General features: G+C 64.5%; 12 protein-coding genes and 1 tRNA gene. 4 read left to right on the forward strand and 9 right to left on the reverse strand.

The window, feature by feature from the left end:
* Positions 1–324 precede the first annotated feature (324 nt).
* From AC1DW2_RS37655 to rpmH, 5 genes are all read right to left on the reverse strand, one after another.
* Positions 325–693 carry a DUF423 domain-containing protein gene (locus AC1DW2_RS37655; protein ID WP_477008510.1) on the reverse strand — a complete coding sequence of 123 codons (369 nt, stop codon included), beginning with the start codon at positions 691–693 and terminating at the stop codon, positions 325–327.
* Positions 690–1,343 (reverse strand): ribosome biogenesis GTP-binding protein YihA/YsxC, encoded by a 654-nt coding sequence (gene yihA / locus AC1DW2_RS37660; protein ID WP_477008511.1) that lies wholly within the window; start codon positions 1,341–1,343, stop codon positions 690–692. The genes AC1DW2_RS37655 and yihA overlap by 4 nt, the downstream gene beginning before the upstream one ends.
* A gap of 139 nt (positions 1,344–1,482) precedes the next feature.
* Positions 1,483–3,324, reverse strand: a complete 1,842-nt coding sequence (gene yidC, locus AC1DW2_RS37665; RefSeq protein ID WP_477008512.1) for a membrane protein insertase YidC — start codon at positions 3,322–3,324, stop codon at positions 1,483–1,485.
* A gap of 16 nt (positions 3,325–3,340) precedes the next feature.
* On the reverse strand, positions 3,341–3,742 hold the full coding sequence (rnpA, locus tag AC1DW2_RS37670; protein WP_477008513.1) for a ribonuclease P protein component: 402 nt from the start codon (positions 3,740–3,742) through the stop codon (positions 3,341–3,343).
* A 28-nt stretch (positions 3,743–3,770) separates the two neighbouring features.
* The gene (gene rpmH, locus AC1DW2_RS37675) at positions 3,771–3,905 is read right to left on the reverse strand and encodes a 50S ribosomal protein L34 (protein WP_008542748.1); all 135 of its coding nucleotides are present in this window, start codon (positions 3,903–3,905) and stop codon (positions 3,771–3,773) included.
* Between the two features lie 362 nt (positions 3,906–4,267).
* Between rpmH and AC1DW2_RS37680 the strand changes: the two genes are divergently transcribed.
* The 4 genes from AC1DW2_RS37680 to AC1DW2_RS37695 all read left to right on the forward strand — a co-directional run bounded on the left by AC1DW2_RS37680 (position 4,268) and on the right by AC1DW2_RS37695 (position 7,657).
* Entirely contained in the window at positions 4,268–5,767 is a 1,500-nt protein-coding gene (locus AC1DW2_RS37680) for an ATP-binding protein (protein ID WP_094183985.1), read from the forward strand.
* Between the two features lie 163 nt (positions 5,768–5,930).
* Positions 5,931–6,007, forward strand: a tRNA-Arg gene (locus AC1DW2_RS37685).
* A gap of 301 nt (positions 6,008–6,308) precedes the next feature.
* The gene (locus AC1DW2_RS37690) at positions 6,309–7,091 is read left to right on the forward strand and encodes an alpha/beta fold hydrolase (RefSeq protein ID WP_166348330.1); all 783 of its coding nucleotides are present in this window, start codon (positions 6,309–6,311) and stop codon (positions 7,089–7,091) included.
* Positions 7,092–7,258: 167 nt separating this feature from the next.
* A complete protein-coding gene (locus AC1DW2_RS37695) occupies positions 7,259–7,657 on the forward strand; it encodes a hypothetical protein (RefSeq protein ID WP_477008514.1) in 399 nt (132 codons plus the stop codon).
* A 137-nt stretch (positions 7,658–7,794) separates the two neighbouring features.
* On the opposite strand, the gene AC1DW2_RS37700 is transcribed toward AC1DW2_RS37695, so the two are convergent.
* The 4 genes from AC1DW2_RS37700 to AC1DW2_RS37715 all read right to left on the reverse strand — a co-directional run bounded on the left by AC1DW2_RS37700 (position 7,795) and on the right by AC1DW2_RS37715 (position 14,201).
* Positions 7,795–8,214, reverse strand: coding sequence for a CBS domain-containing protein (locus AC1DW2_RS37700; protein WP_477008515.1), 420 nt, complete (start codon positions 8,212–8,214; stop codon positions 7,795–7,797).
* Positions 8,215–8,329: 115 nt separating this feature from the next.
* Positions 8,330–8,800, reverse strand: coding sequence for an aminoacyl-tRNA deacylase (locus AC1DW2_RS37705; RefSeq protein ID WP_028148973.1), 471 nt, complete (start codon positions 8,798–8,800; stop codon positions 8,330–8,332).
* Between the two features lie 203 nt (positions 8,801–9,003).
* The gene (locus AC1DW2_RS37710; RefSeq protein ID WP_063979802.1) at positions 9,004–9,324 is read right to left on the reverse strand and encodes a hypothetical protein; all 321 of its coding nucleotides are present in this window, start codon (positions 9,322–9,324) and stop codon (positions 9,004–9,006) included.
* A 50-nt stretch (positions 9,325–9,374) separates the two neighbouring features.
* The gene (locus tag AC1DW2_RS37715) at positions 9,375–14,201 is read right to left on the reverse strand and encodes an NAD-glutamate dehydrogenase (protein WP_477008516.1); all 4,827 of its coding nucleotides are present in this window, start codon (positions 14,199–14,201) and stop codon (positions 9,375–9,377) included.
* Positions 14,202–14,449 lie beyond the last annotated feature (248 nt).

The following is a 14,449-nucleotide window of genomic DNA, read 5'->3' on the forward strand; positions in this document are numbered from 1 at the left end:
GGGATGAACTGCAACGTCAAGACGGTCCTTCGATACGTCGATACCAACCGCGATGATATCCATGGTCACCCTTCCTTGCCTAATCGGGCTTCGCACTTTGCGGCCCAGGCGACTGTTCGGGTTCAATGGACTAACGGACGGGGCACCTCTCTCACCCACGGCCTGCAACGACCTGGGGGTTTGCGGGCTCCCGTCCGTCACCGCAACGTCTACAATAGCAGACCTGCGGCGCTTCGACTTACAAGGGGTCTCTATCCGCGGAGACAGACCCCTCATCCGGCGCTTCGCGCCACCTTCTCCCACAAGGGGAGAAGGAAGAAGGCATCACTTCCTCGCCGCCACGGCCGCGAGCGTCACCGCCAGCCAGCTCAAGATCATCACCGTTCCGCCGGTCGGCGCCGCGAATGGAAACAGCGAGTGCCCCGCATATTGCCGCAAGGTCAGATCGCCCGCGAACAGCGCGGCGCCGATCACGAAGCCGAACGCCGCGACGAGGCCAATTCCGCCGTGCAGAAGGCCGCGCGTCAGCAGGGCGACACCTGCGAGTATGGCAGTTGCGTGAAACAGCAGCATGGCGCTGGCGGAGGCGAGCCGGCTGGCGTCGGCGCCGTGGGCGGAGGCGGCGGCCAGTGCGACGCCGGCGGCGCCCATCAAACCGGCAAGCCCAAGCAACAGGCGGAATGCAGGCGTCACGAGGTTCGCTCTTCCAGCAGCTTCGCCATCGCGGCGCGCAGTTCGGCCATGCCGGTCGAGCTCCGTGACGAGGTCGCGAGCACGTTCGGAAACGCCGCCGGATGTTTTGCCAGCGCGGCCTCGGTCTCGGTGATGCGGGACTCAAGCTCGGACGCCTTCACCTGGTCGGCCTTGGTCAGCACGATCTGGTAGCTCACCGCGGAACGGTCGAGCGTCCCCAGGATTTCGAGATCGACGTCCTTGAGGCCATGCCGCGCGTCGATCAGCACGTAGACGCGTGCGAGCGAGGCGCGCCCCAGCAGGAATTTGTGGATCAGCTCGGTCCAGGACGCGACTTGCGTCTTCGGCGCCTTGGCGTAGCCGTAGCCGGGCATGTCGACGAGGCGCAGGTCCTTCTTGCCGGGGACCTCGAAGAAGATCAGCTCCTGGGTGCGGCCCGGCGTATGCGAGGTGCGCGCAAGCGCGTTGCGGCCGGTCAGCGCGTTGATCAGGCTGGACTTGCCGACATTGGAGCGGCCGGCAAAGGCGATCTCCAGCCCATCCATCGGCGGCAGCGTCGCAATCGAGGGCGAGGCCCAGATGAACTGCCAGTCGCGGGTGAACAGCTTTCGCCCGGTTTCGATCAGCTTCGCATCTTTGTCATTGGTCATGCGAAGATCTCACCTCTCGTCATGGCCGGGCTTGTCCCGGCCATCCACGTCTGTCCACACGGTACCCTCCAAAACGTGGATGCCCGGGACAAGCCCGGGCATGACGATGTGGAGGCATTTGCGCCCAACAATGACGGCGCTACGTCGCCTTCTTCGCGAACGTCGCCTTGAGATTGTCGAACAGCTCCACCTTCACGCCGTTGCGGCGCATGATGAAGCTCTGCTGGAGCACTGAGAGCGTGTTGTTCCAGGCCCAGTAGATCACGAGACCCGCCGGGAAGCCCGCCAGCATGAAGGTGAAGATCAGCGGCATCCAGTTGAAGATCAGCTGCTGGGTCGGATCCGGCGGCGTCGGGTTCAGCTTCATCTGGAACCACATCGTGATGCCCATGATGATCGGCCAGATGCCGAGCGCGAGGTAGTGGCCGAACACCGGGATCGTCGTCGGATCGAACGGGATCAGGCCGAACAGGGTGAAGAGGTTGGTCGGATCCGGCGCGGAGAGATCCTTGATCCAGCCGAAGAACGGCGCGTGCCGCATCTCGATGGTGACGAACAGCACCTTGTAGAGCGAGAAGAACACGGGAATCTGGATCACCACGGGAAGACAGCCGGCGACCGGATTGATCTTCTCCTTGCGGTAGATCTCCATCATCTCCTGCTGCTGCTTCACCTTGTCGTCGGGAAAGCGCTCCTTCAGCGCCTGAAGCTGCGGCTGGACCGACTTCATCTTCGCCATCGAGGCGTAGGACTTGTTGGCCAGCGGGAAGAACAGCAGCTTGACGATCACGGTGACGAGCAGGATCGAGATGCCGAAATTGCCGAAGAAGCGGTAGAAGAAGTCGAGGCCGAGGAACATCGGCTTGGTGATGAAGTAGAACCAGCCCCAGTCGATCAACAGATCGAAATGGTTGAGGCCGAGCTCCTTGTTGTAGCCGCCGAGACCGGCGAACGGGAACACGCCGACCACGCCGGCTTCCTTGGCGCCGGCGAACAGCCGCGMGTTCGCGGTCGCGGTGCCGCCGATCGCGACGGTGACGGGGTCGAGCAGATAATCGGTCTGGTAGGTGTGGACGTTGCCGACCGGGTTCGACGAGAAACGCGCCTGGAGCTGCGCACTGGTGTCCGGCAGCAGCGCCGAAGCCCAGTACTTGTCGGTGATGCCGAGCCAGCCATTGGTGGCCTTGAAGTTCACCGCCTTGGCTTCGTCGATCTTCTTGTAGGCGTATTCCTGCAAGCCATCGAGATAGCCGATCAGGCCTTCATGCAGGATGTAATAGCCGGAGACCTGCGGCGTGCCGTGGCGCGAGATCAGCGCGAACGGGTAGAGCGTAACAGGCGCGTTGCCGACATTGCTCACCTCGTCCTTGAGCGTGAAGAGATAATGGTCGTCGACCGCGATGGTGCGGCGGAAGGTGAGGCCCTCGCCATTGTCCCATTTCAGCACCACCGGCGTCGTCGGCGTCAGGCTGCCGCTGCCGTCCTGCTGCCAGAGGGTCTGGGCGTCCGGCAGCTTGGCCGTCACGCCCGTCGCCGGCACCCAGCCGAACTCGGCGTAATAGGGTTCTGCGGTGCCCGAGGGCGAATAGAGCACGATCGGCGGCGACTTCGGGTCGACCGTCTCGCGGTATTGCACCAGCGCAATGTCGTCGATGCGGCCGCCCTTCAGCGAGATGCTGCCGGCAATCCGCGGCGTGTCGATCTTCACGCGCGGGCTGGCTGCAATCGCGCTTTCGCGGGAAACAACCGGCTGGGCCTGGTTCGCGGCCGGTGTTGCCGGCTGGGCCGCGCTGCCGGGCTGCGGCGCGGCGCCCGGCGTTGCGGAGGCCGTCGGCTGCGGCGTGTTCTTCTGGAGCTCGGCCTGCGCCTGCTGCTGGGCGCGCTGCTTCTCCATCGCCGGCACATTGTAGAAATATTGCCAGGCGATCAGGACGAGGCCCGACAGAATGACGGCGAGGATGGTATTGCGATTGTCGGTCATCACTATTGTCTCGTCATCAATCCGGTTTGCGGCTGGTCGCAGGAGCGGGGCCGGGCCTTGAGCCGTCGGTTCTTGAGCCGCGTCCCTTGTGCGTATGCCGCGCAGGCTTCGTGAACGCTATGCGCAGATCGTCGAGCATGGTGGCGAAGTCGCGCGAGAGCGCGTCCCTTCGGCCGACCAGTACATAGTCATGATGGGGCTGCATCGACACCGGGTCGAGCCGCTTCACCAATTCGCGAAGCCGGCGCCGGATGCGATTGCGCTGGGGGGCGTTGCCGTTCTTTTTGGTAACGGTGAAGCCGATCCGGATCGGGCCGCTGTCGTCGCGGCGGCGGCTTTGCAGGACGAACGCGGGACTATTCGCCCACGCGCCATTGGCAACGGCGAGGAAATCCGCTCGCTGCCTCAGCCGATCCATGATGAAATCCCAAAAATGGGGGTCCGGCTCAGGCGCTCAGACGCTTGCGGCCGCGAGCGCGGCGGGCGGCGAGAACCTTGCGGCCGCCGGCAGTGGCGAGACGGGCACGGAAGCCGTGACGGCGCTTGCGCACCAGTTTGCTGGGTTGATAAGTCCGCTTCACGGGTTTTTCTCCGCTGACCGGGCAATTTGCCTGTAGAATTGATGATAAAGTCCGGAAGATGCGGCCCAAAACGGGCCCTTTTCGGCCCCAAGAGAGCCGCTCCCGGCGTGCGCACCGGGTCATCGCGGACAATTTGCGCGGCTTATATGCGAGCGTCTTCTTTTCGTCAACGTCGCAAGAGCGCGCTGTTCCGGTGAATATCACTGTTTGTGCGGGGTTTTTAACCCTTGAGGTGGCGACTCGCGATATCAGAGCTTACATCCCACCTTGAGAGATTAGCGATCCGTAATTTGACCGGCCCCCGGCCGGGTCGCATCCTTCATCAGCCAGGCTCTATTACAAAGCCAACAGGGGCGAACTTCGTGGCAGCGACAGACCTCCAGCCGGTCCATGATACGGATCAGCCGGGCCAGCCGGCGATGCGGCCGCGTGGGCCCAGCGGGCTCGGGCTATCCGGCAAGCTGCTGCTGCTCACCGTCCCCCTGGTGATGATTGCCGCTGTTCTGCTCTACGTGCCCGCCATCGCCAACTTCTGGGTCAACCGGCTCAATGACCGCGTCGCGGCGGCCAACACCGCCGCGCTGGTGCTCGACGCCGCCCCGCTCGGCATGGTCCCCGAGTCGCTGTCGCGCGAGATCCTGAAAAGCATCAATGCCCGCGCCGTCGCCATCAAGATGGGGCAGCAGCGACGGCTGCTCGCCAGCGACAACCTTCCCACCGCCATCGAGCATGACATCGACCTGCGCGACATGACGGTGTGGGAGGCGATCACCGGCTCGTTCCGGATGATGCTGGAGACCGGCAACCAGGCCATCCGCATCGTCGGGCCCGGCGTCGGCAATGCCCAGTTCATCGAGATCGTGACCGACGAGCTGCCGCTGCGGCAGCAGATGTATCGCTTCTCCCGCAACGTCGTGGTGGTCGCGCTGATCATCGCGGTGCTGACCGCGGGCCTCGTCTATCTCGTGCTCCATTATCTCTTCGTGCGCCCGATGCGGCGGCTGACCGCGAGCCTGGTCGGCTTCCACGAGAACCCCGAAAGCTCGGCGCGGATCATCGTGCCGAGCCAGCGCAGCGATGAAATAGGCGTCGCCGAGCGCGAATTGTCGGACATGCAGCGCGACCTGATGTCGATGCTGCACCAGAAGAGCCGGCTCGCCGCCCTCGGCCTCGCCGTCTCCAAGATCAACCACGATCTGCGCAATCTGCTCGCGTCGGCCCAGCTTCTGTCCGACCAGCTCGCCAGCGTGCCGGATCCGCGGGTGCAGCGTTTTGCGCCGAAGCTGGTGCGCTCGCTCGAGCGCGCCATCGCCTTCTGCCAGTCGACGCTGTCCTACGGCCGCGCCCAAGAAGCGGCTCCCGACCGCCGCATGATCATGATCGAGCCTGTGGTGCTGGAGGTGCGCGAAACCGCGGGCCTCGCCAGCGACGCCTCGATCGCCTGGGTCGCCGCGATCGAGCGCGGGCTCGCGGTCGATGCCGATCCTGACCAGCTCTTCCGCGTGCTGCTCAACCTCGTCCGCAACGCTGCCCAGGCGCTGGAAAGCCATTCGTCGGGCGATGGCGGGGCGCAGCAGATCCGGATCACGGGAAAGCGCGAAGGTGCCGTCGCCATCCTGGAGGTCTCCGACACCGGCCCCGGCGTCCCCCAGAAGACCCGGGACCATCTGTTCGAGGCGTTCCAGACCTCCGGCCGCCCCGGCGGCAGCGGGCTTGGCTTGGCGATCGCCGCCGAGCTGGTCCGCGCCCATGGCGGCGAGATCCATCTGGTCGAGGGCACAATCGGCGCCACCTTCCGGATCGTCATCCCCGACCGCCCCGTGGAACTCCTCTCCATCCGCAACGAGCGGCAGAGGGCGTAGTCGGCCAGCGACCCACCCGGGAAATCGTCACCTCTCTGTAAAATCTCCCCCTCCCGGACCTTGCCAATCGAGGCAAGAGCGGTTAGTCAGAGCGCTCTTTCGCACCCCTCCGGCGCTGTCCGGAGGCTGCCTGCGGGCCCAGCCCGCACTGTTTGCGAAAAACGCGCCCGTAGCTCAGCTGGATAGAGCATCAGACTACGAATCTGAGGGTCGGACGTTCGAATCGTTCCGGGCGCGCCATTCCGCTACAAAACTGGGCACTCCAAAACCTCCCATTATCTGCGCCGGGCGAGAGCGTCGCACCGCTGCTCACAGTTCGTCACGGCGTAAGCCTGGAGCAGGTGACGGCCTTTCCGGTTGGCCTCGGCGGAGCGAAAAATCGCGTGGCATCGCCGAACGTGCGGCCGGTGCGCTTGGTCGGCCGCAGCGTCATGGCACCGCGGCGAAGCAGTCGTGCCCGTCTTTATCGGCCGTGTGGCGCCGGTTAGATTGAGGACTCGCCAGAGACGCCTGGACATGTCGGTGAATATGGAGATGACCCATGAAGCTCGCGCATGACGGAATCCAGCTGTCCTTCGACATTGCCGGCGCGGGACCGCTTCAATTCCTGTTCGTCCATGGCCTCGGCGGGGATCGCACGCATTTTGCGCCGCAGATGGAGTATTTCGCCCGTCAAGGTCGGGCATTGAATGCCGAACTGCGGGGGCATGGTGAGAGCGACAAGCCGCAACAGGCGTATTCGATCGAAAGCTTCGCCGATGATCTCGTCTTTCTGTGCAACCGACAGCAGATCACAAAGCCGATCATCGTGGGTCAAAGCATGGGTGGCAACATGGCGCTCGAAATCGCCGCCCGCTATCCGGACTTTCCTGCAGGCCTGGTGCTGCTCGACTCAGGGGTGCTCTTCCCTGCCTCGGCAGGGACGGTGTTCGCCGGGTATCTGGAGGGCTTAAGGGGCGCGAATTTTGCGGACGAGGTACGGAAAATCGTAGCGGACTCCTGTCTGCCGACCGACCGATGCCGCGCCCATGTTGAACAGACCTTTCTGGCGACGCCACAGCACGTGCTGGTGTCCACGTTTACAAGTCTGTTTCCCTGGGATGTGCATCGGGCGCGTGAATGCGCCCAGGCGTGCCGGGTCCCGGTGCTCTACATCGAAGCGGCCCATCGGCTCGCGGATCTGGATCGTTTTGCGGAGCTGTGCCCGCAGCTGGTCACAGCCAAGGCCGTCGGCTCCGGACATTTCCTGTCGCTGGAGGTGCCGGAGCAGATCAACCCGATGATCGACCGGTTTATCTCGCTCTACGTGCGAAGACCCGGGTAAGCTTCGTCATCGGCCGTGACGCGCCGCGACCGGCGTCCGTCGGGAAGCCACAATGCGCTGCCGGGCAAGGACGAAACCCTTTGCAGGCCGGGTGAAGCCGGCCGGAAACAAACCAGGCCTAACTTTCCCCGAGCTTTCCCGTCCAACCCGATTCAAGGGAGGATTTTATGAAAGCAGCGCTCTTGGTCCTGTCGCTTCTTGGCCAGCCCACGATTCCGATTTCAGACCGTGTGCCCATCTTCAATGTGGAAGCCCTTTGCCGGGACGTTTCCGCCGACGACAAGGCCTCAGGGCTCACCCTGGCGCAGGACGCCGGCGAGTGCGTGCGTGACGAGACAATTGCGCAGCAACAGCTGAGCTCGACCTGGCTGACTGTTCCGGGCCCCGCGCGCGATAGTTGCGAAGGCGAGGCTGCGGCAGGGGGAATAGAAAGCTATGTCGATCTGCTCACCTGCCTGCAGATGGCAGGCTGGGCGAATCCGACTCCGCTGCCGAAGCCCCCGCTCAGGGGAGCGAGCAAGATGCGGAACGCCAAGAATGAGCTGCGGAACGAATTGAAGAATTAGCTGCGCAGGTGACAATGGGGGAGAGAAGACGGCGGAGCAGCTTCTTGGCAGGTCGCGTATCATAGCGTGCGCGTTCGCCGGCAGCGGGGTCCTGCGAGCGATGCGACGAAGTTCCGGGCGCCGGGTGGCGGTCGCCATCAATGATGGGCCGACACGCCCTTGACGCATTGGGTCAACAGATCAACGCTGGCGAATTGGCTGACATCGCCCAGGCTGATCATGCCGACCATCCGCCTGCTCTTGTTGATCACGGGCAGCCTGCGGATTTTCAGCGTCTCCATGTGATGCACGGCTTTCGCCAGATCGTCGTCTTCCCGGCAGCAATGGATGCCTTCGGTCATCACGTCCCGCGCCGTCATGCGCGCGGCGTTGAAGTTCTTGCTCGCGAGGCCTTTGCAGACGATGTCGCGATCGGTCACCATCCCGATCAGATGGTCGTCATTGCCGATCGGAATGCAGCCGATGTCGTGCCCTTGCATCAACTTCGCGATCTCGGTGATCGGGGTGTCCGGGCTGACCCAATCGACACCCTTGTGCATCACGTCCTTGACCTTCATGGAGGACCTCCGTTGCGAACGCAGCCCCCGTGACGCGATTATACTACGAACCGGGCGCGACCGCACGCGCGCCGCGACGAAGGCGCAGGAAAAATCATCCCGCTGCCATGCTGCGTCAACCGTGCGTGCTGAAGCGTCCATGCGGCGCATTGGCCGTCAGCCGTTCGAACTGTGCATGCGTCAGGTGAAGCAGCGTCTCATGGTCGCCGGCTTCGATATAGATCTCGGGCTGCGCCCGGATGCTGTCATCGACGATGAGATCGAGCCCGTAGCATCGGCCTACCGCCGGAACGGCTCCATGCGCGCAGTCCGCGAACAGCCTGTTGATCTCGGTTTCGTTCGCCATCACGAGATCCGCGCCGAGCTTCTCCTTCAAGTCCGGCAAGTTGAGACGGTGCGATGCCGGAACGATCGCGAGCATATAGCCGCCGTCATGGCGCAGCACGACGGCCTTGGCGAAGCGATCGCCCGAGACGTGGCAGGCCTGCGCCGTGCGCGCGGATGACATGGTGAAAACGTGCGGGATCTCGACATACTGGATGTTCTCGGCAGCCAGGTATCGGTGGAGCGTGGGGGCAATGGTCATGGCGCAGCCTTTCGGATGGATATGCGAGCCATCCACCGTGAGGCTGCCCCGCCGCACGATGGGCGGCCGCGTGATTGCCGGATGCCAGCATAGGCCTCGCGCTCGAATGCGGCAATCGGATCGGGGGTTCGGATCGTTCCGGGCGCGCCTGTCCGCTTCGTTTGCCGCCGATCGATTGTGGCTTTTGCTGCGCTTCTCGTGTCTTACGGGATCCTTGCCACAACGTTGGGCCGGTTCTCCCTGAGCCATGCGACGGCCTCGGGTCCATCGACGACGCACGCGAAGGTTTCCCAGGTCGGGTCCTCCAGGGACTCCGATTGCAGTCGCTTCGCCGCATACTCGACGAGATCGTGCAAGCCCTCGTATCCTCGTCGGTGCTCGAGGGACTCTGCAATCGCCGTGCTGGTCCAGCCTCGTCGGGCCAGATCGACAATGCTCGGAGCGTCAGCCTCGCTGAACCAAGGTGTGGCATCGAACTCGATGCAGCGGACATTATCGGCGGTGTGGCAAGTGGCGTGGATCATGGGGTTCCTCCGTTCGCCGGCTAGGTTTCACATCGCTGCCTCGCACGCGCTCAGACCTTGACCAGGTCCCCCAACAGGTTCGCCGCGACCGTCAGTTTGGCAAGCGTCAGGCCGCTGGCAGCAATTTCTTCGACCGAGCGGCGGATGCGCGCCGCTTCGGGGTGAGCCGCGAGCCAGGTCTCGACGGCCTGCTGGCCGGACTGGCCGGTTGCCAGCATATCCGCGGCCAGTCTTCGTTCGGCGCCGGCGATCTGCTCAACGGCGCGATCGACCGCCATGCGTTCGAAATAATCATTTGCAGGCACGCCGCGCGCGGCGGCGATGATGCGGTCGAGACGGAAATTGGCTTCCGCAGCGAAGAAGGTTGCGGCAGCATCGCCGATGGCGCGGGAGGTGCGCTCGGCGACCGTCACGATATCGGGTGCCGCGATCAGAGGGTCGAGATCGGCGAGCTCGCCGGCGAGGCCGGCCGGGACGCCGGCATCGGTGAGCTCCTGGCGCCGCTTGCCGCGCGCGGCCTGCAGGTCCGGCGGCAGGGTGGTGTCGAGGGAGGCCGCGATCTCGCGGATACCCGGGCCAAAACGTCCGATCACCGCCTCGAGGCCGTCCTTGAAATCGACATTGCGCACGTACCAGACCATGCGGGAAATCAGGAGGTCCTGGACCGTCGCGTAGAGGCCGAGCTGCACCTGCCCGTCGATGCGGGTGTCGAGCGCGTCGATCGCGTCATTGAGTCGCCTGAGCTCGTAGATCGCGTCCACCGCCACCTGCGCCATGACGATGGTGGAGATATCGGCGTCGGTCTCGTCGGTCAGGCGTACGATACACGCCGGGCCGCCGCGGTTGATCACGGCATTGACGAGACTGGTCGCGATGATCTCGCGTCGCAGGCGATGGAGCTCGACCGCAGTCGGGAATTTATCGGGAACCTCGCGCGGAAAATACAGGGACAGTCTGCGGGCGAGGTAAGGATCATCAGGCACGCTGGTGAGGAGCAGGTCCTCGTAGAGCGTCAGCTTGGCGTAGGCGAGCAGCACGGCAAGCTCGGGCCGTGTCAGGGCCTGGCCGCGCCGTGTCCGCTCGGTGAGCGCTGCGTCGTCGGGCAGGAACTCCACGGCGCGGCTGAGCAGGCCGCGCTGCTCGAGCGACTGCATCAGGCGGGTGAGGAAGCCGGTCTCGGCCACGCCCTTGCGCTCGGCGAGCGAGAGCGCCAGCGTCTGCAGATAGTTGTTGCGCAGCACCAGCGTGCCGACCTCGTCGGTCATCGCGGCCAGCAGGCTGTTGCGGTCGGCGAAGCTGAGGCGTCCCTCGCGTTCGGGGCGCGCCAGCGCGACCTTGATATTGACCTCGACGTCGGAGGTGTTGACGCCGGCCGAATTGTCGATGGCGTCGGTGTTGAGCTTGACGCCCTTTTGTGCCGCTTCGATGCGGCCGCGCTGGGTGACGCCGAGATTGGCGCCTTCGCCGATCACCCGGGCGCGAACGTCAGTGCCTGCGATGCGGATCGGATCGTTGGCGCGGTCGCCGGCCTGATCGTCGCTCTCTGCCGATGCGCGGATATAGGTGCCGATGCCGCCAAACCACAACAGGTCCGTGCGCGCTTTCAGGATCGCCGTCATCACCTCGAACGGCGTGGCCTGCTCCTTGTCGAGATCGAGCAGGCTGCGGGCTTCCGGTGCGAGCGGGATCGCCTTGAGCGTGCGCGAGAACACGCCGCCGCCCTGCGAGATCAGCGACTTGTTGTAGTCCTGCCAGCTCGATCGCGGCAGGTCGAACAGGCGCTTGCGCTCGGCGAAGCTGGTCGAAGGGTCGGGCGAAGGATCGATGAAGATGTCGCGGTGATCGAACGCCGCCACGAGCCTTGTCGCCGGCGAGAGCAGCATGCCATTGCCGAAGACGTCGCCGGACATGTCGCCGACGCCGGCGGCGGTGAACGGCATGGTCTGAATGTCGGTGCCGAGCTCGCGGAAGTGGCGCTTGACCGCCTCCCAGGCGCCGCGCGCCGTGATCCCCATCTTCTTGTGGTCGTAGCCCTGGCTGCCGCCGGAGGCGAAGGCGTCGCCGAGCCAATGGTTCTTCTCGGCCGAGATCGCGTTGGCGACATCGGAGAAGGTGGCGGTGCCCTTGTCGGCGGCGACCACGAGGTAGGGGTCGTCGCCGTCATGGCGCATGGTGGAATCGGGCGGCACGACGGCGTCGCCGTCGAGATTGTCGGTGAGCTCGAGCAGCGAGCGCACGAAGATGCGATAGGCCTCGGTGCCTTCCGCGAGCCAGGCGTCGCGATTGGACGGCGGCGGCAGGCGCTTGGGCACGAAACCGCCCTTGGCGCCGACCGGCACGATCACGGCGTTCTTGACCTGCTGCGCCTTCACGAGACCCAGGATCTCGGTGCGGAAATCCTGCGGCCGGTCGGACCAGCGCAAGCCGCCGCGCGCGACCTTGCCGAAGCGCAGGTGAATGCCTTCGACCCGCGGCGAGGAGACGAAGATCTCGTAGAGAGGCCGCGGCGCCGGCAAATCGTCGATCCGCCGCGCGTCGAACTTGAAGGAGATGACCGGACGCGGATGTCCATCCTCGCCGATCTGCCACAGATTGGTGCGGATGGTCGACTGCACCAGATTGGTGAAGCGGCGCAGGATGCGGTCTTCATCGAGCGAGGCGACGGATTTGAGCTGCTCCTCGATCTCGGCAAGCAGGGCCGTCTCGCGCGCCGAACGCTCGCGATCGGTAAGCACGAGGCGTGGATCGAGGCGGGTCTGGAACAGCGCGACCAGGGTGGCCGTGATCGCGGCGTTCTTGCGCAAGGTCTCCCACATGTAGTCCTGGGTGAACGGAGCGCGGATCTGGTGCAGATAGCGCGACAGCGCCCGGATCGTCGAGACCTCGCGCCAGCCCAGGGCAGTGCGCAGGATCAGGGCGTTGTATCCGTCGGATTCGGCGCGATCCGTGACCACCGCCATGATCGAGGCTTCCAGGCGATGGCTGAATTCCGGGTTGATCTCGATCGGCTGGCCGTCGCTGGTCTCGATCGTCATCTCATGCAGCCAGACCGGCTCCGGCCGGTTGCCGGGCACGATCTGATAGGTGCGTTCGTCGACCACGCGCAGGCCGTGATTTTCGATCACCGGCACGCGGTAGGACAGCGATAGCGGTGCGGCGTCGGAGAACACCTTCAGGCCGAAGCGCCTGGGATCGTCCTCGCCCTTGTCGCGGTGCACCGAAATCGTCACCGGGCGTGCCGGCGTCAGCCTTTCGATGGTGGCGATATCGGCGATGGCCTGCTCCGCCGTGAAGACCTCGGTATAGCCGCCGCTAAAGGCCTGGGCATAACGATTGGCGATCATGCGCGCCCGCATGCCGTCGGTCGACGCGGTGAGCGCGGCCTTCAGCTTGTCGGTCCAGGTCGCGGCAATGGCGCTGATGCCGGCTTCGAGCGCGGCGCGCTCGACGACGGGCGTTTTGCCTTCATAGCGCCCGATGATGAAGTGGACGCGCGCAAGTGCGCCCTCGGGAAACGATACGTAGGACGCCGACAGGGTCCCCTTGTAGACCTGCGACAGGAAGGCTCCGACGCGCGTGCGGACGTCGGTATCGTATTTGTCGCGCGGAATGAAGGTGAGGATGGAGACGAAGCGATCGAACTTGTCGACCCGCGCCAGCGCCCGGACGCGCGGGCGCTCGTAGAGGATCAGGACCTCGATGACGAAATTGTAGAGCGTGTCGACGTCGATCTGGAACAGCTCGTCACGCGGATAATCTTCGAGGATATGCATGAGCGCCTTGCCCGAATGGCCGTTCGGGTCGAAGCCGGCGCGCTGCAGCACCCGCGCAACCTTGTGGCGCACATAAGGGATCTGCCGCACCGAGCGGGTATAGGCGCCGGAGGTAAACAGGCCGACGACGCGCAATTCGCCTTCGAGCCGGCCGTCGGGTGCATAGAGCTTGATCCCCACATAATCCATCCGGATGCGCCGATGGACGAGGCTTGAGACATTGGCCTTGATGACGATCAGCAGCGTCGGCTCGTGCATGAACTCGCGGATTTCCGATGTCATCACCACCATTTCGTTGCCGCGGCGCAGGACCTTCACGTCGGGATCGCGCAGGATGCCGAGGCCTTCGCCGCTGGTGATGTCGTCCGACGCATCACTGTCGGGCGAGAAGCGATATTCGCGCACGCCGAGGAAGGTGAAATTGTCCGCGCAGAGCCATTGCAGGAACTGATTGGCTTCGGCGACCTCGTCGATCGGCAGCGGCGGCGGATTGGAAGCGAACGTCTTGATTGCCTCCTCGACGCGGTCACGCATGGCGCGCCAGTCGGTGACGCAGGCGCGGACGTTGTTCAGCGCCCTGGTCAGTCCGTCGATCAGCTTCTGGCGATCGGCGTCGGCGTCCAGGCGGGTGATGTGGAGGTGAATCAGGCTTTCGCGAACGCCTCTTGCTCCCTCCGGCAGTGCTTCGCCGTAGAATCTCAGCAGCTTGCCCTCGGCATCGCGCTCCACGGCGATGATCGGGTGGGCGACGAGGGTGACTTCGATGCCCTGCTCGGCGAGTTCCGCCATCGTGGAGTCGTACAGGAAAGGCATGTTGTCGTTGAGAATCTCGAGCACGGAAATCTCGCGCCCGTTCGGCAACGTCGGATTGACCACGCGGATATCGGCGCTGCCCGACGTGCGCCGCTGCACATGCTCCCAGGCTTGCTCCGCCAGGACGGCAAGCGAGGCGGCATCGTAATTGTCGAGATCCTCGATATTGCTGTAGCCGAACAAGGGCTCGGCGAAGGCCCGCGGGCTCTTGCCCGGCGGCACGCTGCCTGCTGCATCGCGGATCAGGGTTGCCCGGGCCTTGTCGTCACGCCACGCCATCATGTCCTCCATTTGCCGCGCCGTCCGACCGCAGCCGCGATCCTCAGCCTATTTCTGGAGTGCATCTCGTCGAGCGCCGCGATCGCGTGGATACGCAAGATCCTCGGTCTCGTGCGTCGGCGACTTCCGGCGACAATACTACGATCCCCGAGCGAAAGGCGCACGCTGTTGTGAGGCGTGCCGGAATTCCCTACGGCAGCGGGCGAGGCCGAGGTCGCCGAATCATTGAGGTGAGAAAATTACGAGCAATTTCAATTGAG

It is taken from the genome of Bradyrhizobium sp. P3_C3, assembly GCF_056402655.1.

Bases quoted from the DNA above. Each gene is read 5' to 3' on its own strand.
- yihA (WP_477008511.1), bottom strand. From the start codon at position 1,343: ATGACCAATGACAAAGATGCGAAGCTGATCGAAACCGGGCGAAAGCTG.
- rnpA (WP_477008513.1), bottom strand. From the start codon at position 3,742: ATGGATCGGCTGAGGCAGCGAGCGGATTTCCTCGCCGTTGCCAATGGC.
- AC1DW2_RS37690 (WP_166348330.1), top strand. From the start codon at position 6,309: ATGAAGCTCGCGCATGACGGAATCCAGCTGTCCTTCGACATTGCCGGC.
- AC1DW2_RS37695 (WP_477008514.1), top strand. From the start codon at position 7,259: ATGAAAGCAGCGCTCTTGGTCCTGTCGCTTCTTGGCCAGCCCACGATT.
- AC1DW2_RS37700 (WP_477008515.1), bottom strand. From the start codon at position 8,214: ATGAAGGTCAAGGACGTGATGCACAAGGGTGTCGATTGGGTCAGCCCG.
- AC1DW2_RS37705 (WP_028148973.1), bottom strand. From the start codon at position 8,800: ATGACCATTGCCCCCACGCTCCACCGATACCTGGCTGCCGAGAACATC.
- AC1DW2_RS37710 (WP_063979802.1), bottom strand. From the start codon at position 9,324: ATGATCCACGCCACTTGCCACACCGCCGATAATGTCCGCTGCATCGAG.
- AC1DW2_RS37715 (WP_477008516.1), bottom strand. From the start codon at position 14,201: ATGGAGGACATGATGGCGTGGCGTGACGACAAGGCCCGGGCAACCCTG.